The organism is Mycobacterium sp. SM3041 (assembly GCF_039668335.1).
Taxonomy (GTDB): domain Bacteria; phylum Actinomycetota; class Actinomycetes; order Mycobacteriales; family Mycobacteriaceae; genus Mycobacterium.
Window position 1 is genome coordinate 25,641 of sequence record NZ_JAYXBQ010000002.1, and the last position, 19,170, is coordinate 44,810.

18 protein-coding genes are annotated in these 19,170 nt (G+C 67.3%); 12 read left to right on the top strand and 6 right to left on the bottom strand.

Features of this window, described 5'->3' with window-relative positions; translation table 11 throughout:
- Nucleotides 1–182 precede the first annotated feature (182 nt).
- Complete coding sequence (locus VXD91_RS01950) at nt 183–806, top strand: TetR/AcrR family transcriptional regulator (protein WP_061007029.1); 624 nt, start codon at nt 183–185, stop codon at nt 804–806.
- 48 nt (nt 807–854) lie between these two features.
- The gene (locus VXD91_RS01955) at nt 855–1,316 is read left to right on the top strand and encodes a tRNA (cytidine(34)-2'-O)-methyltransferase (protein ID WP_346414601.1); all 462 of its coding nucleotides are present in this window, start codon (nt 855–857) and stop codon (nt 1,314–1,316) included.
- Nucleotides 1,317–1,334: 18 nt separating this feature from the next.
- On the opposite strand, the gene VXD91_RS01960 is transcribed toward VXD91_RS01955, so the two are convergent.
- The 3 genes from VXD91_RS01960 to VXD91_RS01970 form a co-directional block, all read right to left on the bottom strand.
- Nucleotides 1,335–1,976 carry a nitroreductase family protein gene (locus VXD91_RS01960; RefSeq protein ID WP_061007030.1) on the bottom strand — a complete coding sequence of 214 codons (642 nt, stop codon included), beginning with the start codon at nt 1,974–1,976 and terminating at the stop codon, nt 1,335–1,337.
- Between the two features lie 56 nt (nt 1,977–2,032).
- Nucleotides 2,033–3,586 (bottom strand): succinic semialdehyde dehydrogenase, encoded by a 1,554-nt coding sequence (locus VXD91_RS01965; protein WP_293015374.1) that lies wholly within the window; start codon nt 3,584–3,586, stop codon nt 2,033–2,035.
- A 390-nt stretch (nt 3,587–3,976) separates the two neighbouring features.
- The gene (locus VXD91_RS01970; RefSeq protein WP_346414494.1) at nt 3,977–7,276 is read right to left on the bottom strand and encodes an error-prone DNA polymerase; all 3,300 of its coding nucleotides are present in this window, start codon (nt 7,274–7,276) and stop codon (nt 3,977–3,979) included.
- 110 nt (nt 7,277–7,386) lie between these two features.
- Here VXD91_RS01970 and VXD91_RS01975 point away from each other — a divergent pair, with 110 nt between their 5' ends.
- Nucleotides 7,387–7,791, top strand: a complete 405-nt coding sequence (locus VXD91_RS01975; RefSeq protein ID WP_318986828.1) for a BlaI/MecI/CopY family transcriptional regulator — start codon at nt 7,387–7,389, stop codon at nt 7,789–7,791.
- Between the two features lie 3 nt (nt 7,792–7,794).
- Here the strand turns inward: VXD91_RS01975 and VXD91_RS01980 are convergent, their stop codons facing one another.
- Complete coding sequence (locus tag VXD91_RS01980) at nt 7,795–9,036, bottom strand: GNAT family N-acetyltransferase (protein WP_346414495.1); 1,242 nt, start codon at nt 9,034–9,036, stop codon at nt 7,795–7,797.
- 154 nt (nt 9,037–9,190) lie between these two features.
- A complete protein-coding gene (locus VXD91_RS01985; RefSeq protein ID WP_346414496.1) occupies nt 9,191–9,835 on the bottom strand; it encodes a GntR family transcriptional regulator in 645 nt (214 codons plus the stop codon).
- 152 nt (nt 9,836–9,987) lie between these two features.
- Here VXD91_RS01985 and VXD91_RS01990 point away from each other — a divergent pair, with 152 nt between their 5' ends.
- The 6 genes from VXD91_RS01990 to VXD91_RS02015 are packed head-to-tail and all read left to right on the top strand — an operon-like array spanning nt 9,988 to nt 15,216.
- Nucleotides 9,988–10,599: an ECF transporter S component gene (locus VXD91_RS01990; RefSeq protein WP_212806735.1), complete on the top strand. Its 612-nt coding sequence runs from the start codon at nt 9,988–9,990 to the stop codon at nt 10,597–10,599.
- Entirely contained in the window at nt 10,596–12,113 is a 1,518-nt protein-coding gene (locus VXD91_RS01995; RefSeq protein WP_244872799.1) for an ATP-binding cassette domain-containing protein, read from the top strand. Before VXD91_RS01990 ends, VXD91_RS01995 begins: the two co-directional genes overlap by 4 nt.
- Complete coding sequence (locus VXD91_RS02000; protein WP_346414497.1) at nt 12,110–12,883, top strand: energy-coupling factor transporter transmembrane component T; 774 nt, start codon at nt 12,110–12,112, stop codon at nt 12,881–12,883. The genes VXD91_RS01995 and VXD91_RS02000 overlap by 4 nt, the downstream gene beginning before the upstream one ends.
- On the top strand, nt 12,870–13,427 hold the full coding sequence (locus VXD91_RS02005) for a hypothetical protein (RefSeq protein ID WP_212806737.1): 558 nt from the start codon (nt 12,870–12,872) through the stop codon (nt 13,425–13,427). Before VXD91_RS02000 ends, VXD91_RS02005 begins: the two co-directional genes overlap by 14 nt.
- Nucleotides 13,424–14,350, top strand: a complete 927-nt coding sequence (locus VXD91_RS02010) for an ABC transporter substrate-binding protein (protein ID WP_318986826.1) — start codon at nt 13,424–13,426, stop codon at nt 14,348–14,350. Before VXD91_RS02005 ends, VXD91_RS02010 begins: the two co-directional genes overlap by 4 nt.
- On the top strand, nt 14,344–15,216 hold the full coding sequence (locus VXD91_RS02015) for a sulfurtransferase (RefSeq protein WP_346414498.1): 873 nt from the start codon (nt 14,344–14,346) through the stop codon (nt 15,214–15,216). Before VXD91_RS02010 ends, VXD91_RS02015 begins: the two co-directional genes overlap by 7 nt.
- A 128-nt stretch (nt 15,217–15,344) precedes the next feature.
- Here VXD91_RS02015 and VXD91_RS02020 read toward each other — a convergent pair whose 3' ends face one another.
- Nucleotides 15,345–15,722 carry a DUF2784 domain-containing protein gene (locus VXD91_RS02020; protein ID WP_212814679.1) on the bottom strand — a complete coding sequence of 126 codons (378 nt, stop codon included), beginning with the start codon at nt 15,720–15,722 and terminating at the stop codon, nt 15,345–15,347.
- 198 nt (nt 15,723–15,920) lie between these two features.
- Here VXD91_RS02020 and VXD91_RS02025 point away from each other — a divergent pair, with 198 nt between their 5' ends.
- The 3 genes from VXD91_RS02025 to VXD91_RS02035 are packed head-to-tail and all read left to right on the top strand — an operon-like array spanning nt 15,921 to nt 19,149.
- Complete coding sequence (locus VXD91_RS02025; RefSeq protein ID WP_346414602.1) at nt 15,921–17,117, top strand: iron-containing alcohol dehydrogenase; 1,197 nt, start codon at nt 15,921–15,923, stop codon at nt 17,115–17,117.
- Entirely contained in the window at nt 17,114–18,496 is a 1,383-nt protein-coding gene (locus VXD91_RS02030; RefSeq protein ID WP_346414499.1) for a histidine kinase, read from the top strand. The genes VXD91_RS02025 and VXD91_RS02030 overlap by 4 nt, the downstream gene beginning before the upstream one ends.
- The gene (locus VXD91_RS02035; protein WP_212806741.1) at nt 18,493–19,149 is read left to right on the top strand and encodes a response regulator transcription factor; all 657 of its coding nucleotides are present in this window, start codon (nt 18,493–18,495) and stop codon (nt 19,147–19,149) included. The genes VXD91_RS02030 and VXD91_RS02035 overlap by 4 nt, the downstream gene beginning before the upstream one ends.
- The last annotated feature ends 21 nt before the right edge of the window (nt 19,150–19,170 follow it).

Here is a 19,170-nt window from a genome sequence, read left to right on the forward strand (position 1 = left end):
TGGTGTTCCCCGCCGGATTATCAGCCCACTCGGGCACGGGAAATCCGCCTGGCAATCTGTCGCAGTATGACAGCGATGAGCAGCCGTTTCCATGCTTCACATCCAACGAACAGCGTTCGTGACCTATGTGTTGCACAGTTGTGTGGTAAAAGCGCGCGGTATTGGTGATTTAGAGTGCCTAGATGGCACGGAGCCGGCTGACCCCCGAGCAACGTCGGGACCAGATCCTCGATCTCGGGATGGCGGCATTCTCTGTCCTGCCGTTCGAGCAGGTGGCGATGGAGGACATCGCGGCGCAGGCCGGAATCTCGCGGGCTTTGATCTACCACTACTTCCCCAGCAAGAAGGAACTGTTCGCGGCGCTCTGGGCGCGGGCGCACGAGAAGCTGGCTCACGACTCGCACTTCACCGCCGTCGACACCGTGCGGGCCCAGATCCGCAGTGCGCTCGTCGCGCACTTCACGTTCTACGAGCAGAACCTGACGCTGATGATGATCGCCAATCGCAGCGCCATAGCCGCCGATCCCGCGGTGCGCAGCCCGATCACCTTCGAACTCACCCGGCTGCGCGACCACGCACTGGACGCCCTGGACCTCGCGGGGTCCGGTCGCGATCTGGTGTCGGTGGCGCTGTCCGGATGGCTGGCGCTGGTGCGCGAAGTGGCATTGGAATGGCTTGAGCTGCAGAGCTTTTCTCGTGACGCCGCCGTCGACCTGTGCCTGACCGCACTCGACGCCCTGGTGTCACCGCATGCGGATCTGAACCAGGTGCCCCATGGCGCCGCCGATTCAGCGGCAGCACAGTAACCTACTTCGGCCCCACCTAGACCCAGACAGAGAGGCGCCACGGTGGCACTGAAGGTGCTGTTCTACTCACCCCGGATCGCGCCGAACACCGGCAATGCGATCCGGATGGTCGCCGCCACAGGCGCCGAGCTGCATCTGGTCGAGCCGCTCGGCTTCGACCTGTCCGAGCCGAAACTGCGTCGCGCGGGCCTGGACTACCACGATCTGGCATCGGTGACGGTGCACCCCGATCTGCCGACCGCCTGGCAGACACTCCTGCCGGCACGGGTGTTCGCCTTTACCGCGCACGCGAATTCGTCGTTCGCCGACGTGGCCTACCAGGGGAACGACGTGTTGATGTTCGGCCCCGAGCCCACCGGCCTGGACCCCGAGACCCTCGCCGAGCCGCACATCACCCAGCAGGTCCGGATCCCGATGATCCCGGGCCGGCGGTCGCTGAACCTGTCCAATGCCGCGGCCGTCGCGGTGTACGAGGCGTGGCGTCAGCTCGGCTTCGCCGAGGGCATCTGACCGAGCCGACGCCTCAGCTCACCAGGTGTCCCAGTGGGCGAGCTGCTCGGCCGGCAGTCGCTGGGCCTTCTTGAAATCGGTGCCCTTGGTGTAGGCGATGGGGAACAGTCCGCCCTGCGTGTAGCGCTCGAACGGGATGCCCAGGAGCTCGGCCGCCTTCCGCTCACCGTCGCCGAGCAGGTGCAGTGTCGTCCACGCGGAGCCCAGTCCGCGCGAGCGCAGCGCGAGCATGAAGCTCCAGACCGCCGGCAGCAGCGAGCCCCAGTACGAGGCCTGCATGCCGGCCTCGGCGCGGTCGGGCCGGCCCTCCAGGCACGGGATCATCAGCACCGGCGCCTTCTCGAAGTTCTCGTTGAGGAACTCCGCCGAGCTCTTCACCGCGCCGGCCCGGTCGTCACGCATGTCGCCGCGCTGCGGTGCGTCCATCGCGAGGTACGGGGTGGCGTTGGTGCGGTAGATGTCGGCCAGCGCCTTCTTCTTGGCCTCGTCCTCGACGAAGACGAACTGCCAGCCCTGGTTGTTGGAGCCGGTCGGCGCCTGCAGCGCCAGATCGAGACACTCCATGATCACCTCGCGCGGCACGGGCTTCTCGAAGTCGAGTCGCTTACGCACCGATCGAGTCGAGGTCAGCACTTCGTCAGCGGTGAGGTTCAGCGTCATAGCCGCACATTACCGCCGGCCCGCCGGCACCCTGGTGGCGGCGGGCTCGGTGCCCGTCAGTGCCGGGGCAGCTTCGTCACTGCGCGCACGATCGGCACCAGCGACTTCTGCCAGAGCGACTTCGACACGCCGAACGGCGGGTCGAGGTTGAGCACCTTGGACGTCGAAATGGTCTGGGATTCGGTGTATTTCAGCAGGCCCTCGGCACCGTGCCGGCGGCCCACACCCGAGATGCCCATGCCGCCCATCGGTGCGCCGAGGCTGCCCCAGGCCAGGGCGTAACCCTCGTCGACGTTGACCGTGCCGGACCGCAGGCGCGACGCGATCTGCTCGCCCTCCTCGATGGAGGCGGCCCACACGCTGGCGTTGAGCCCGTACTCGGTGTCGTTGGCCTTGGCGATGGCCTCGTCGACGTCGGCGACCGGGTAGATCGACACCAGCGGGCCGAAGGTCTCGTTGTTGGCGCACTCCATGTCGGAGGTGACGTCGGTGAGAACGGTCGGCTCGTAGAACAGCGGGCCGATGTCCGGGCGGGCGTTGCCACCGGCAATCACCTTGGCGCCCTTGACCTTCGCGTCGTCGACGTGACCGGAGACGGTCTTGAGCTGGCCCTCGGAGATGAGGCTGCCCATGTCCACGCTGAAGTCGTAGGCGGTGCCGAGCTGCATCTTGCGCACCTGGTCACCGAACTTGCGGGTGAACTCGTCGGCGATGTCGCGTTCGACGTAGATGCGCTCGATCGAGATGCAGAGCTGGCCGGCGTTCGAGAAGCAGGCCCGGGTGGCGGCCTTGGCCACCTTGTCGAGGTTGGCGCCCTGGGCGACGATCATCGCGTTCTTGCCGCCGAGTTCGGCGGAGAACCCGATGAGGCGACGACCGGCGTGCTCGGCGAGGTGGCTGCCGGTGGCCGAGGAGCCGGTGAACATCAGGTAGTCGCAGTTGTCGGCGATCGCGGTGCCGACCACCGAGCCCGGACCCGGGACCACGGCGTAGAGCGCCCGCGGCAGACCGGCGCGGTACAGCAGCTCGGCGCAGGCCAGCGCGCAGTACGGGGTCTGGCTGTCCGGCTTGAGCACCACGGCGTTGCCCGCGAGCAGGGCGGGGACGGCGTCGGAGACCGTCAGCGTCATCGGGTAGTTCCACGGCGAGATGACGCCGACGACACCCTTGGGCTGGTAGGCGACGGTGGTCCGGTTCAGGCCCGGAAGCAGCGGCGCGACGCGGCGCGGCTTGAGCAGCTTGGCCGCGACCTTGGCGTAGTAGTCCGCGTTGGCGAACAGGTCGATGATCTCTTCCTGGGCCGCCCACCGCGCCTTGCCGGCTTCGGCCTGCAGCAGGTCCATGAGGAATTCCCGGTTCTCGAGAACCAGGTCGCGGTAGCGCGCGATCACCGCGGCCCGCTCGGCGACCGGGCGCTTGACCCAATCACGTTGGGCGGCACGCGCTTTGGCGAACGCCTTCTCGGCATCTTCGGCGGTCGCGACCGGGATGGTGGCCAGTGGCTTACCGGTGAACACCTCGTCGATGGTGCGGGTCGGCCGGGCGTCGATGTTCTCAATGGCGGCCAGTTGACGCAGACGATCGAAAACCTGCGCTGACGGTGCGGGCATACTGGCTCTCCTGAGTCGATCACGGATGCGCGGTCAATTTTGCGGTACCGGCGGTCTCGGTAACACTACTCGACAGCGTGCCGCTGCCATAGATCCAGCTTTTTACAAATCGGGGATTATGTCAATGAAATTGGCAAAATTACCCACTTCGTCTGGTGGTCAGCCCGTCATCAGGGTGATTCGGTCGGTCGGTGTGCGGTCGACGCTTGGGATTCCGCGTTGACCTTGCACCTACGGCGCATTTGTTCGAGTGGGGTGTGCCCTCAGGTCAGGGTCAGTGGTTCTGAGCGCTGAAATCGAGTTGACCCTGCATCCTGGGCGGAGTTGTACGAGTACCCCTCAGCCAGGACGCACACTCAACTGCCAACGCGCCGGCCTGCCGAATCCCCCTCAACGGAAATCCCGGGACTTGGCCATCACCCGCAGATCGAGCCGGCCCATCCGGTCCGCGATCACGGTGACCGCCCCACTGGCGTTCTGCACGATGCCGCGCACCAACAGCGCCGGCGCGGTCTGCGCCAGCTTTCGATGACGGGACCACACCCCCGGTGCACAAAGCACGTTGACCATGCCGGTCTCGTCCTCCAGGTTGATGAACGTCACCCCCTGCGCGGTGGCCGGACGCTGCCGGTGCGTCACCGCGCCGGCCACCACGATGCGGGTGCCGTCGGGCACCTCCAGCAGCCGGTTGGCCGGCACCACGTCCAGCGCGTCGAGGCCTTCCCGCAGGAACTGCGTCGGGTAGCTGTCCGGCGAGATACCCGTGGCCCACACATCAGCGGCCGCCAGTTCCAGTTCCGTCATGCCGGGCAGCGCCGGTATGCCGCCGGCCGACCCGACGCCGGGCAACCGGTCGGGGCGTTCCGCGGCCGCCGCTCCGGCCGCCCACAACCCCTCCCGCCTGGTGATGCCGAAACACCCCAGCGCGCCTGCCGTCGCCAGCGCCTCGGCCTGGGGTACCGACAGCTGCACCCGCCCGGTCAGGTCGAGCAGAGAAGCAAACGGCCCGTTGGCATTTCGTTCGTCGACGATGCGCTGGGCCAACTCATCCCCGATATGCCGGACCGTCCCCAGCCCCAGCCGCACCTCGGTGCCGCGGTTCTCGCACGTCGCGTACGCCAGGCTGGCGTTCACATCCGGCCCGTGCACCAACACCCCGTGCCGGCGAGCGTCGGCCACCAGCGACTGCGGCGAGTAGAAGCCCATCGGCTGGGCCCGCAGCAATGCCGCACAGAACACCGCGGGGTGGTGCAGCTTGAACCACGACGAAGAGAACACCAGCGACGCGAAGCTCAGCGCATGGCTCTCCGGAAAGCCGAAATTGGCGAAGGCTTCGAGCTTTTCGTATATCCGCTCGGCCGTCGGGCCAGTGATGCCGTGCAGGTCCCGCATACCGTCGTAGAACCGTCCGCGCAGCTGGCGCATCCGTTCGGTGGAGCGTTTGGACCCCATGGCCCGCCGCAGTTGATCAGCCTCGGCCGGGGTGAAGCCGGCACAGTCGACGGCCAGTTGCATGAGCTGTTCCTGGAACAGCGGCACGCCCAGGGTCCGGTCCAACGCGGGCTTCATCGACTCGTGTTCGCAGATCGCGGCCTCCAGTCCGTTGTGCCGCCGGATGTACGGATGCACCGAGCCGCCCTGGATCGGGCCGGGCCGGATCAGGGCCACCTCGACCACCAGGTCATAGAACTTCTTGGGTTTCAGCCGCGGCAGCGTGGCCATCTGGGCCCGGGACTCCACCTGGAACACCCCCACCGAGTCGGCGCGCTGCAGCATCTCGTACACCGCCGGCTCGGTCAGATCCAGCTTGGCCAGATCCACCTCGATGCCCATGTGTTCCCTGGCCAGGTCGATCATGTAGTGCAGGGCCGAGAGCATGCCCAGCCCGAGCAGGTCGAACTTCACCAAACCGATTGCGGCACAGTCGTCCTTGTCCCACTGCAGCACGCTGCGGTTCTCCATCCGCGCCCACTCCACCGGGCAGACGTCGGCGATCGGCCGGTCGCAGATCACCATGCCGCCGGAGTGAATTCCCATGTGCCGCGGCAGATTCCTGATCTGCAGCGCCAGGTCGATCACGGCCGCGGGGATGTCCTCGACGTCCGGGGAGTCGGCCAGGCCGTTCCACCGGCTGATCTGCTTGCTCCAGGCGTCCTGCTGCCCCTGCGAGAACCCCAGGGCCCGAGCCATGTCCCGCACCGCGCTGCGACCGCGGTAGGTGATGACATTGGCCACCTGCGCGGCGTAGTCGCGGCCGTACTTCTCGTAGACGAACTGGATGACCTTCTCGCGCAGGTCCGATTCGATGTCGATGTCGATGTCCGGTGGGCCGTCGCGCGCCGGGGACAGGAACCGCTCGAACAGCAGCTCGTTGGCCACCGGGTCGACGTTCGTGATGCCCAGCGCGTAGCAAACCGCCGAGTTGGCGGCCGATCCCCTGCCCTGACACAAAATGTCACTGTTCCGGCAGAACTCGGTGATGCTGTGCACCACCAGGAAGTAGCCCGGAAATTCCAGCTGTTCAATGATTTTGAGCTCGTGCTCGATCTGCCGGTACGCCTTCTCCCGGTCCGCGTCCGGCTTCCAGCCGTAGCGGCGGGCTGCTCCCTCCGCCACCAGTTCGCGCAGCCAACTGATCTCGGTGTGCCCTTCCGGCACGTCGAACGGCGGCAATTTCGGTGCGATCAAACGTAATTCGAACGCGCACTGCTCCCCCAGTTCGGCGGCGGCCGCAACCGCACTCGGATGATGGGCGAACAGCCTGGCCATCTCTGCCCCGGACCGCAGGTGCGACCCACCCAGCGGAGCCAGCCAGCCTTCGGCCTCATCCATCGAGTTGCGGGCGCGAATGGCGCCCATCGCCATCGCCAGCTTTCCCCGCGACGGCGCGGCAAAATGCGCGGCGGTGGTGGCAACGACGTCGAGGCCGAAACGCGGCGCCAGAGCCGCCAGCGTCGCATTGCGTTCATCGTCGAGCGGATGTCCGTGGTGGGTCAGTTCGATGGTCACCCGATCAGCGCCGAACCGGTCCACCAAATCAGCCAGCGCCTTGTCCGCCGCTTCCACACCACCTGACGACAAGGCCTGGCGCACATGGCCTTTACGGCAGCCGGTCAGGATCTGCCAGTGTTCGCCGGCGGCTTCGGTGAGGGTGTCCAGGTCATAACTCAGCACGCCCTTCTCGCCGCCGGCCAGATGCGCCCGGGCCAGTTCCCGGGACAGCCGCCGATACCCCTCGGGCCCGCGGGCCAGCACCAGCAGATGCGGGCCGGGCGGGTCGGGCAACTCGGTGCGCGGAGTGTTGCTGAGCGACAGTTCGGCACCGAAGACCGTCGCCATGTCGAGTTCTTTGGCGGCCTCGGCGAAGCGCACGACGCCGTAGAGCCCGTCGTGGTCGGTCAGCGCGATGGCCCGCAAATCCAGCCGGACGGCCTCCTCCACCAGTTCCTCCGGAGTGCTGGCCCCATCGAGGAAGCTGTACGCGGAATGGGCGTGCAGCTCGGCGTACGGCACCGACGTTCCCGGCCGGGCCGGGCGGTTCACCGGTCGATAGTCACCCCGCTTGCGCGACCAGGCGGGGCTGTCACCGCCGTCGGCCGGCGACTCCGGAGCAGCACCGGCCACCCGAGGTTTACCCTCGAGCACCCGCTGCATCTCCGCCCAGCTCGGCGGCCCGTTGTGCCAACCCACCCCATCAGAATATTCGAAACTTTGTTCGAACACCAGAGGCGCTGGGTCCGCGGGAACTCGGGCGACTCCCATGCGACTAGATCCCAAAGGGCGCCAGAGAGGGACGGACGATGGCCATGCTGAGGCACTTGGGCAATCTGGAACGCGAGGTGATGGATCACCTCTGGGACGCGGACGGGCCACAGACCGTTCGCGAGGTCCATCACGCCATCTGCGCCGAACGCAAACTCGCGTACACAACCGTCATGACGGTGCTGCGCAGACTCGCCGGGAAGGGCGTCGTCCACCAATTGCGTGATGATCGGGCGCACCGTTACGTCGCGTCGCGCAGCCGCGACGAGTTGGTGGCCGGTCTCATGGTCGATGCACTCGGGCAGGCTGCCGAACGAAGCGACCGGCACGCGGCGCTGGTCCACTTCGTCACGCAGGTCGCGGCCGACGAGATCGATGTACTGCGGCAGGCACTGGCCGCCGTCGACCCCGCGGTGCGCCTGATATCCAGGCGCACCGCGTAGTCGTCAGAAGTCGTCGGGCACACCCGGGGCGGTCGGCCAGCCGAAGGCAACGGCGGCGCGGTGCACCGAACCCGGCGTGAGCTCGCGAACGAGCCCTGCGCTCGCCAGCGCCTGCAGACTCACCCCGCCGAGGTAGACGGCGCCGAGGTCACGCACCGACATGGCGATATCCGCTGATGCCGTGGTGCTTTCGCATTCGGCCCCATCAGGTCCGCCGCGAAGCTGCCACCGGCCGGTGTTCCACGGACAGAACTCGTCGGAGATCTCCAGCACCACGTCGACCGGAGCCGAGTAGCTCCGCAGACTCAGCGCGCGAGGCAGATCGACCAGTCGTACGTAGACGCCGTCCCTGACCTGGCATGCCAGCGCGCGCCGGTCGGCCACCAGGCTGAGGAGCGGCTCATCGACTGCCGCACCGTCGTATCCGACGGTCCTGATCAAATCCGTATCCAGGAGATAGCGCCAAATCTGCGCGTACGCACGATGATTGGTGGCCAGCACCTCTTGAATCTGGAGTTCGCTGTCGGGCTGGCCGCCGTCGGTCCAGCTGACCTTGGGCCGGTAAATGGCGAATCCACTGGCGGTGCCGTCGGCCTCGCGATGCAGGAGGAAGCGAAGCTTGCCGAACTCCTTGCGCCTCGGCTCGTTGTCGTGGATCCAGTTGTCCCACCACGGACCCGGCCGCTCCATCAGTCCGGCCCGCTGCACCATGGCGCGCTGATGAATCTCGGGTCCGTTGGCCAGCAACGTCTCGGCGTCGACGTGCGTCACCGAGCCATCGCCGAGCTGGACGTCCGGGCGGAATCCCAGTTCACGGACCTTGCCCGAGAGCTCCGCCACCGGCACTGCCATGCCGTAGCCGAAGCGCCCGTAGATGGTGGCCTCCGATGCGTACAACATGGCCAGCGCCTCGGTGCCGCGTGCCCGAATGTCCTCGAGTTGGTGGCGCATCATCGCCGTGAGCAGGCCGCGGCGTCGATGACTGGGCGACACCGTGACGGCGGTGACCGCAGCCACGGCCGTCGTCGCCCCACCGGGCAGCACCACCTGCTTCCCGAAGGCACCGGCAGTGGACACCCAACGGGTGCCGTCGTGAAAACCGAACATGCGGGCGTACTCGGTAAAGGCGCGCATCAGGTCGATCTCGTCCTGCTGCGGATCCTGCAGGAACACCCCGTACGACGTAGCCATGAACGCATCGAAATCATCGCTGTCGCTGACCGAGCGCAGCGTCAAATCACTCATGCCCCAAGGGATATCACAGCGCCTTCACAGGAGTCATCTGAATTTCCCTGCAGCAAACAAAGACTGAACACCGCGCATCACGGCTCGAGAACGAATCGGACAGATCACCAAAACAGCTCGGACACTGAGCCTTTCACAGCGCTCCTGCCGAGGTTCACCGCTGGGCCAGTGGCGACTGACTGTAGAGCCGCGCAAACGTATCGAGACGTTCCTGCTTGGTCCGCTGGAGGTGCGTGGCGATGGCCGCACTGGCGGCTGCCGCGTCGTGCCGCCGGATGGCATCCATGATCGCCTCGTGTTCGGTCGCCACGTCGGCCAGATCGTCCCTGTGCATGGCCTCCCTGTCACACAGGCGAAGTCTGGCCACGAGGTTGGTCAGCGTTTCCTGGAGCGTCGCATTGTGCGATGCGGCCCAAAGCACCTCGTGCCATTGCGAATTCAGCTGCCGGGCCACGGCCGCGTCCTCAGCCGCGGCCGCGCGCTGGTGCAGCTGCGCCAGCTGAGCGACCTGCAATTCGGTTCGTCGTGCCGATGCTGCCTCGGCAGCCGCTTTCTCCAGTGCAATGCGGACGTCGTAGATCTCGATGACATCGTCCGGCGAGCCCGATCGGATGCGATAGCCGCGGACGGAGCGGCTGATCAGCCCCTCCTGTTCCAGGCGGCTCAGCGCCTCGCGTACCGGAGTTCGGGACACGCCGTATGCGGCGGTCAGCGCGCTCTCGGTCAGGGGTTCGGCTGCGGAGAACCGGCCGGCCAACAGGTCAGCGCGAAATGCGCTGTGAAAAGCGGTCCGTTGCACCCGTCCTCCAAGTGTTGCGTTCCATCGAGAATACATTTGAAGCTGTTTTGTATACAGAAAGTACTCATGATGACGCGAAGGCATACAGCGGTTGTGCCGGCCGTCCATACTTGTTGCCGTCGCGGTCCCGCGCGACGGCATGAAGGAGACGTATGAGCACCCCGTCCACCATTGATCGCCCGGTACTGCGCTGGCGCGTCGTCGACATCGTCGTTGCGAGTGTGCTCGCGACGGCTGCCGGACTGATCTTCGTGCTGTGGAACATCGCATCCAATCCGGTCAGCGCGCCTCTCGGCGCAGTGCTCCCCGGTCTGCAGGCACTGCTCGGTGGTGGGTGGCTGTTCGCCGGTGTGCTCATTGCTCTGGTCATCCGCAAGCCCGGTGCGGCCGTCTACGGCGAGCTCGTCGCCGCTTCCATTTCGGCGCTGGTCGGCAATCAGTGGGGTGTGCTCACCCTCGAATCCGGCCTGGTCCAGGGTCTCGGTGCGGAACTGGTCTTCGCGGTGTTCCTGTACCGGCGGTGGGGCCTGCCCACCGCAGTGCTCTCCGGAGCGGTCGCCGGGATCGCCCTGGCCATCAACGACCTGATCCTGTGGTACCCCGGTTCCGCCGCCGGCTTCGCCGCGGTCTATGTGGCCTCGGCGATCCTCTCCGGCGCCCTCGTTGCCGGACTGCTGTCATGGGTCGTGGTGAGAAACCTGGCCCGGACCGGAGTTCTCAGCCGTTTCGCGTCGGGACGTCTGGAACCGAGCCCGGCGTCGTGAACGCCCTGGGCGGCCGGGCGCGGACCTCGACGGACGCGGCGCGTTCCGTCGGCGCTGCGGTCACCGCGCGCGGCTGGGGTTGGCAGCATGCGACGCGCGCGAATTGGGCTGTGCGCGATCTCGATTTGTCGATAGCGCCCGGAGAGCGGGTGCTGCTGCTCGGGCCGTCGGGCGCCGGGAAGTCCACACTCCTGCACGGCGTCGCCGGACTGCTCGGCGGCGCCGAGGAAGGCCGTCAGGCGGGACAGCTGCACGTCGATGGTGCACCGCCGGCCGAACGCCGGTCCCGCATCGGCATGGTGCTGCAGGATCCCGATTCGCAGGTGATCCTGTCCCGGGTCGGAGACGACGTGGCCTTCGGGATGGAGAACCTCGGCGTTCCGCGCGATCAGATTTGGCCTCGGGTGCGCCAGGCGCTCGACGCGGTCGGACTGAATGCGTCGCTCTCCCATCCCACCTCGAAGCTTTCCGGCGGGCAGAAGCAGCGCCTCGCGCTGGCCGGTGTGGTGGCCATGCGCCCCGGCCTGATCCTGCTCGACGAACCGACGGCCAATCTCGACCCCGCCGGCGTCATCGAGGTCCGCGACGCGATCGTCGAGTCCGCGCGCCGGACGGGCGCGACGCTCATCGTCATCGAGCACCGCACCGACGTATGGCTGCCGGTCATCGACCGCGTGATCGTCCTGGGTGCCGACGGCACGGTGACCGCCGACGGTACGCCTGACGACACGATCCGACGCGAACACGACTACCTGGTCCGGTCCGGCGTCTGGGTGCCGGGCGACCCTCTGCCTGAGATCGCCAGGCGCCGGGGTGGGGACGACAGCGTCCTGCTTCGCGCCACCGACCTCTTGGTGGGGCAGCACGGCGACGCCCCACTGAACACCGGGCTCGATTTCGAGATCCGGCGCGGACGTACCACCGTCGTCACCGGTCCCAACGGTGCGGGCAAGTCCACCCTGGCGCTGACGCTCGGCGGGTTGCTGCGACCGGCGGCCGGGCGGCTCACGGCCGACGCCGCGCTCGCTCCCCCGCGCTCCCGGCTCGAGCCGGTCCGGTGGCGATCGAAGGAATTGCTCACCCGGATCGGCAGTGTCTTCCAAGACCCGGAGCATCAGTTTCTCACCGGTACCGTCCGCGACGAACTGTCCTTGGGACCACGGGCGCTGAAGCGAACCGGCCCCGAAATCGAGTCCCGCACAGACGAATTGCTTCAGCGACTGCGCTTGCAGCACGTCGCCGACGCGAATCCGTACACCCTCTCCGGTGGAGAGAAACGTCGACTGTCCGTCGCCACCGTCCTGGCCACGGGGCCCGCGGTGATCGTCCTGGACGAGCCGACGTTCGGGCAGGACCGCCGGACGTGGGAGGAACTGGTCCGGCTGCTGGCCGACGTCGCCGACGCGGGGACGGCCGTGGTGGCTGCCACGCACGACCTCGATTTCACCGCCCTGCTCGCCGACACCCGCATCGAGCTACCTGCGTGGCGAACCGCAACGGAGACAACAGAATGACCACCGTGGAGGCAGTCGCCACCCGCCCGGTCAACCCCGTCGCCCGGCTGCTCACCGCCCTCGTCATCGCGGGTGGGCTGGTGCTGTCCGTCGACTGGGTGTCGGCCCTGACGGCGCTGGTGCTCGAGCTCGTCCTGTTCTTCGTGGTCGGCGCCCGGCTGCGCCCGGTCCTGACGCGGGGTGCGGTGATCGCCGTCGCGGCGGCACTGACCGCCGTCACCATCCTCCTCTACGGCCAGCCGAGCGGCGCCGTGCACTGGCACTTCCTGCTCGTCACCATCAGCGACGGCTCGATCACCTTGGCGCTGACCACTTTTCTGCGCGTCCTCGCGATCGCACTGCCGTCAGTGATCCTGTTCGCCGACGTCGATCCCACCGAGCTCTCCGACGGGCTCGGGCAGGTACTGAAACTACCGGCCCGGTTTGTGCTCGGCGCGCTGGCCGGCCTGCGTCTGGTCGGATTGCTGGGCCAGGACTGGCAGTACCTCGGATACGCGCGCCGGGCCCGGGGCGTCGCCGACCACGCGCGGCTGCGCCGCATCGCCGGACAGTCCTTCGCGCTGTTGGTCTTCGCGGTCCGACGCGGGACCAAACTCGCCACCGCGATGGAGGCGCGCGGGTTCGGCGCGCACCGCCACCGGACCTGGGCTCGCCCCTCGCCCTTCGCTGGACGTGAGTTCGCCCTTGTCACAGCTGGATTCACGATCATCGCGGTGGCGATCGCCACGTCGGTCGCCACCGGAGCGTGGAACTTCATTGGTACTCGATGAGATTCTGGGGCGCCTCGACGACGCAGCGACGGTGTTGGTCGACGGCCGTTCAGGATCAGGAAAGTCCACGCTGGCAACGCAACTGCACGATGCCTGGTCTGCCAGTGTGGTGGTCCGCCTCGACGACATCTATCCGGGTTGGGACGGATTGTTCTGGGCCGTAGACCACGTGCACCAATCACTGTTGGCACCTCGCGCCGCCGGCGAGGCGGGACGTTGGCGGAGCTGGGACTGGGCCCGTGAGGTCCCGGGAGATTGGCACCGTGTCGAGTGCGGACAGCGCTTGATCGTCGAAGGCACCGGGGCCCTCACGCCCGCCGGGCGGCGGCTCGCCGATCTGGGCATCTGGGTCGACGCCGACGACGAGGTGCGCAAGCGCCGGGCACTACGCCGCGACGGCGATCTGTACCGGCCGCACTGGGACCGCTGGGCGGCCCAGGAAGAGGAATTCGTCACCCGCTATCGGCCGCGGCGGTGTGCCGACCTGATCGCACTCGCGACGCCGACCGGATTCGAATTCACCGCTTCGCAAAGGACGTCATGACCACCTCGATCTCTTTGGCCCTGGAGTACTTTCATCCGTGGCCGAACTCGGCCGGCTTCTATCTGGCCAGGCACCGGGGCTGGTACGCCGACGCAGGGATCGAACTGCAGATCCGCACGGTGGACCCCGGCATCGGTGACAGCCTCGAACACCTCGGCCGGCGCCTGGTGGATCTCGCGGTATTCCCGACCAACCGGCTGCTGGTGCGTACCGAGCGCGGCGAGCCGTTGAAGGCGATCGCCGCGGTGAACCAGCGCGGCTTGGAGACGATTCGCACTCTCGTCAGCAGTGGGATCAGCAGTTTGGCCGAGTTGGCCAACAAGCGGGTGGCACTCAATCCGACACCCCGCGGGGTGGCCGTCGTGCGCGATCTGGTCGCGCAAGCAGGCGGCGACCCCGATGCCGTCACCCTTGTCGACGTCGGCGCGCGTGAGCTCACCAGTGCCGAATTGGCCGCCGGCGTCGCCGACGCCACCTTCGGTTCCTACTGGGCTTGGGACATCCTGCTGAGCGAGCATCCGGACCGCCCGGAGCGCATCTGGCGCGTCGATGAAGAGCTGCCGTTCGGGTACCACAGCTACCTGCTCGGCGTGCACGATGACCTCATCGACCGAAATCCGTTGCTGGTCTCCGACTTCCGGGCGATCAGCGAACGAGGTTTCCGCTACGCCGCCCAGCACCCCGACGAGGCGGCCGACCTGCTGAGCGATGTCATGCCGTACTTCCCAGCAGACGTCATCGACCGCTCACTCGACGCCATCTCCAGCACCTGGTTCCACGAGAATTCCTGGGGCACAGTACGTCCCGAGCTCGTCGAGCCGTACGCACACTGGCTCGCCGGGCACGGAATTCTCACTGCGCCCGAACGGTGGCCTGCGGCGTTCGCGAATATCCCTGCTGTCACGACGGATCCGGCATGGTGAACTCCGGACCCTTCATCAGCGCTCAGGAGCTTTCCACCGCGCTGGCGAGCGACGCCACGCCGGTGATTCTCGACGCCAGCCTGGTGCTACACCGCCCACAGGTCGACGGCGACTTCCGCGCGGACAGCGGCCGCAGCGCCTGGGAAGCCGCGCACCTTCCCGGCGCCCTCCACGTGCAGGTCGACACCGATCTCTCGATCGCCGCCGCGACCCACAATCACCACCCGCCACCACAAGATCTCGCCGACCGCCTCGCCCGGTTCGGCATCGGCGCCGACACTCCGACCGTCGTGTACGACAGCACGGGTGGTTTCTGGGCGGCGAGAACCTGGTATCTGTTGCGCTGGATCGGAATTCCGGTGCGGGTGCTCGACGGCGGACTCGACGCGTGGCGGGCCGCGGGACTTCCCGTGGAATCCGGGTCCGTGCCCGCCCGGCCCGTCGCGTCGTGGTCGGCACGACCGATACGTGAGGCGTGGATCGATCTCGACGAGTTACGTGAAATCCAATGCTATGCAGGCAATCTGGTATGCGCATTGTCGCCGCCGGCATTCTCGGGCATCGAACCGACGCGCTACACCCGCCGCGGACACATACCCGGCAGCGTCAACGTGCCGGCCCGCGAACTCTTCGACGACCGTGGCCTGGTGCGTCCACCCGCGGACATCAGAGAACGCTACCGGGACGCCGGAACGGATCTCGACCGCGAGGTGCTGCTGTACTGCGGCGGTGGTATCTCGGCGACGGCCAACGCGCTGGCGCTCGCGTCCTGCGGTGTCGAATCGGTCCGCGTCTACGACGGTTCCCTGGAGGAATGGAGCGCTGATCCGACGTTGCCCCTGCAGGTCGACGACGCCGCCCACTAGCACCGCTGCACGTACCGGTTTCCGATACGAATGCGTTCCCGCAGAACTGGTTTGGGCTGGAGTGGACCGGCGAGCGGGCGCTCCCCCACCTGTGCCCGCCTGGCAAACACCACAACGACCACCGGCCATCAACCACCATGGGAACGCCTCGGCGTTCGATCGTGCCGGCGCCACAGCCCGAGCCACGACGCCAAAATAGCTGCGACCACCACGATTTCAGCCGCGGCTCCCCAGCCGTGTGGATACAGCACCCCGGCGACGTGGTGGTCGATGAAACCCGCGCGGGGCAACGGTGACATGCCGGCGCCGTCGCGGGCCCACCGCTCGATCGTGGTCAGCGGACATTCGACGACACCGGTGAGGATGATGACGGTCCAGCCGACGATGAGGGCGTGCAACCAGATCGTCGCCGGCCACCGCCACGCCAGGAACCCACCTCCGATGAGATAGCCGAGGAAGGCGAAGTGTGCGGCAACCGCCGCTACTGCGATCGCGGAGTACGGCATCTTCGTGGCCTCTTCGACTGGCGTAGCTGCTGGGACGTGGATACCCGCCGCGGAAACCGGCAAACCGTCGGCGCACCTACCCGATCGGGTAGGTGCCAACCTACCCACGTGCACATTGGTCTGAGCGGCGGCACACCGTAGGCTGGGCGTGTTACCTGGATCACAGGATGAGGAATGGGTCTGGTGAGACTCGATGTGATGGCGCCCGCGCAGCTCGCGGCGACGACGGCAGCGACGGCCGTGCCGACGCGGCTGTTGAAGTTTCATGCCCCTGAGATCGTGTTCGGTATCGACTCGATGGCGGAGGCGGCGCACGCCGCCGTCCGCCTGGGCGGGCTGCGGCCCATGCTGGTCACCGACCCCGGGCTGATCGAGGCCGGCTGGGTGGCCGAGCTGGTGGGGCACCTGCGCGCCCAGTGCGTCGAGGCGCACGTGTGGAGCGCGCTGACCCCGAACCCCAAGGACCACGAGGTGACGGCCGGCCACGAGTTCTACCGATCGCACGGCTGCGATGTGCTCATCGCGTTGGGCGGCGGCTCGGTGATCGACGCGGCCAAAGGCATCGCGATCCTGGCGGCCAACGGCGGCCACATCCTCGACTACGCCGGAGTCGACAAGGCGACGGCGCCGATCCCGCCCCTCGTGGTGCTGCCGTCCACGTCGGGTACCGGCGCCGACGTCTCTCAGTTCTGCATCGTCACCGACACGACCCACAACACCAAGATCACCATCCTGGGCCGCGCCCTGGTCCCCGACATCACCGTCATCGACCCCCGGCTCCTCACCACCATGCCCGAATGGCTCAATGCAGCAACAGGTCTGGATGCGCTGACGCACGGCATCGAGGCGTTCGTGTCGCTCGGGCACAACCAGCTGACCGACCACCACGCGCTGCGGTCGGTCGTGATGGTCACCGAGAACCTGGTCACCACCATCGAGCGGCCACAGGACATGCCGGCGCGGGTCCTGATGGCCCAAGCCGCATTGGAAGCGGGTCTCGCGTTCACCAATGCCATCCTGGGGGCCGCGCATGCCATGAGCCATCAGGTCGGCGGGCTCCTCGACTTGCCGCACGGCGTCATCAACGGCGTACTGCTCCCCCACGTGGTGCGGTTCAACGCCGAGGCCGACCCGGCTCCCTTCGCCACCATCGCCACCTGCCTCGGGATCGCCGACAGGCGTGCGCCAGAACTGGAATCCGCACTGGCACTCGCCGATCGGCTCCAAGAGCTGGCCAGACAGGTCGGCGTGCCGCGCGGGCTCGCCGAGTTGGGAGTCCGCGACTCCGACGTACCGGTGTTGGCCCACAACGCCCTTCAAGACGCGTGCCTGAGCACCAACCCCCGCCCCATCGACGATGCGCAGCTGCGCGCGCTGTTCCGGGCCGCACTATGACGACCTTGCCCGGCAACCCGGTGGTGCCGCGCCGCGCGACAGTCCCGGATCTGGACCAGCTCACGGGCGTCCGATCCGGCAAGGGCACGTTCTACCCCGAGTTCCGGGTGGCCGCGCAACGCACCGAACGGGTGGTCGCAGCGCTCGATGCCATCTCCCGCGCGCTCGTGCAGACCGTCAACGGCCCCGAGAATCTGGTGCGGGCCGTCGCCGAGGCAGCCCGTACCCACCTCGGTGCCGAATGGGTGCTGTTGGCGCTGGCCGACGGTGCCCTGCCCGAGGCACGGCCCCGCCACCTCATCCTCGACGCCGAGGGCCACGCATACTCCTTCGAAGGCCTGTCGGGCACCAAACACCCGGTACCGCACCTTCCGGATGCGGTCCTGAACCGGCTCAACGATGTCCTTCGCGGTCAGCTTGCTCAGTTCCGGGTACCCGTCATCGAAAGTCACCATTCACACGTCCCGATCGAGCTCGACGGCGGCGTCGTCGGCGCGTTCGCGGCCTGGACACCTCCGCACCGGCTGCTCGACGGCATCGACGAAGCGGTGATGCGAATCCTGGCCAGTCAGACGGCAGTGGCGCTACAGAACTGTGAACTGTTCCAGCGCTCGCAAACCCTGCTGGCGCAATCCGAGGCGCGCAATGCGCAGCTGCTGGCGACGCAACGCGAACTCGGTGCGGCACAACGTCATCAGGTGCTGGACTCCGAGCGACACCGCATCGCACGGGAGCTGCACGACAGCGTCACACAAACCGTCCTGTCGGCGGGCATGCAGATCGAGGTGTGCCGAAGCGAGGTCGAATCACGTTCCGGTCCAACGGGCCTGGCCGAACGGCTGGACACGGCCAAAGCGCTGACCCGATCGGCGATCGACCAGCTACGGTCGGCCATCTATGCGCTCAACCATTCTTCCGACGCCGACCGGTCCAGCCTCCCCGAGCTGCTCGAACAGCTCGCCACCGTGCATATGCCGAAAGACCTGCGGGTGACGCTGCGGGTCGACGGAGATGTCGCCGAACTGCCCAGCGCTGTCGAACGGAGCCTGCTTCGGATCGCCGGTGAGGCATTGTTCAACACCGCGATGCACGGCCGCGCCTCCCGGGCCATCGTGCGATTGAGCTACCGCGCCACCGGGGTCACCCTGTCGGTGTCCGACGACGGCATCGGTGACCCGGACAAACTCCGGCTTCGGCTCCGACTGGCGGACGTCGCGGACCTCGACGGGCATCATCGCGGGCTGGCCAACATGCTGGCACGGTGCCGCGAATACGGTGGCACCTTCACCGTCGGCCGCTCGCGTATCGGTGGCGTGCGGGTCGTGGCCACCATTCCGCGGGACCTAGAAGAAGCTCCGGCCGAAGGAGTCGTGCCATGACCGTTGACACCAGCACCGGGACCATCCGCCTTGCACTGGTGGACGACCACGCCATCCTTCGCCAGGGGCTGCGGTCATTACTGGAGCGCGAGGACGACCTCGTGGTGGTCGGCGAGGCCTCCAGCGAACCGGAAGCCGTGGCCATGGTCGCGGCGACGCAACCCGATGTGGTGCTGGTCGATCTGAAACTCTCGGCAGGATCGGACTTCGAGGGATTGTCCTTGTGCACCAGGCTTTCCGGCGCCCATCCCGACCTCGGCCTGCTCGTGCTGACCACGTTCCTCGATGAGGATCTGGTGGTACGTGCGGTGCACGCCGGAGCGCGTGGCTACGTGGTCAAGGACGTCGACACCACCGAACTGGTGCGGGCGATCCGTGCCATCTCCGCCGGGCAGAGCGCGTTCGACTCGCGCAGCGCCGCGGCTGTGGTCCGCTCGCTCAGCGGACGCGGCGATCAGCGCGAGAAGCTGACCGACCGGGAGATCGAAGTGTTGCGGCTGCTCGCGGCGGGGCTGTCGAACCACAAAATCGGTGAGCAGCTGTACATCTCGGCGACGACCGCCAAGTTCCACGTCAGCAACATCATGCGCAAGCTCGACGTCAGCCGGCGCGCCGAGGCCGTGTACGCGGCCAGTAAACGCGGGCTGATCTAGGCCGACGACGTTCGTCGGCCT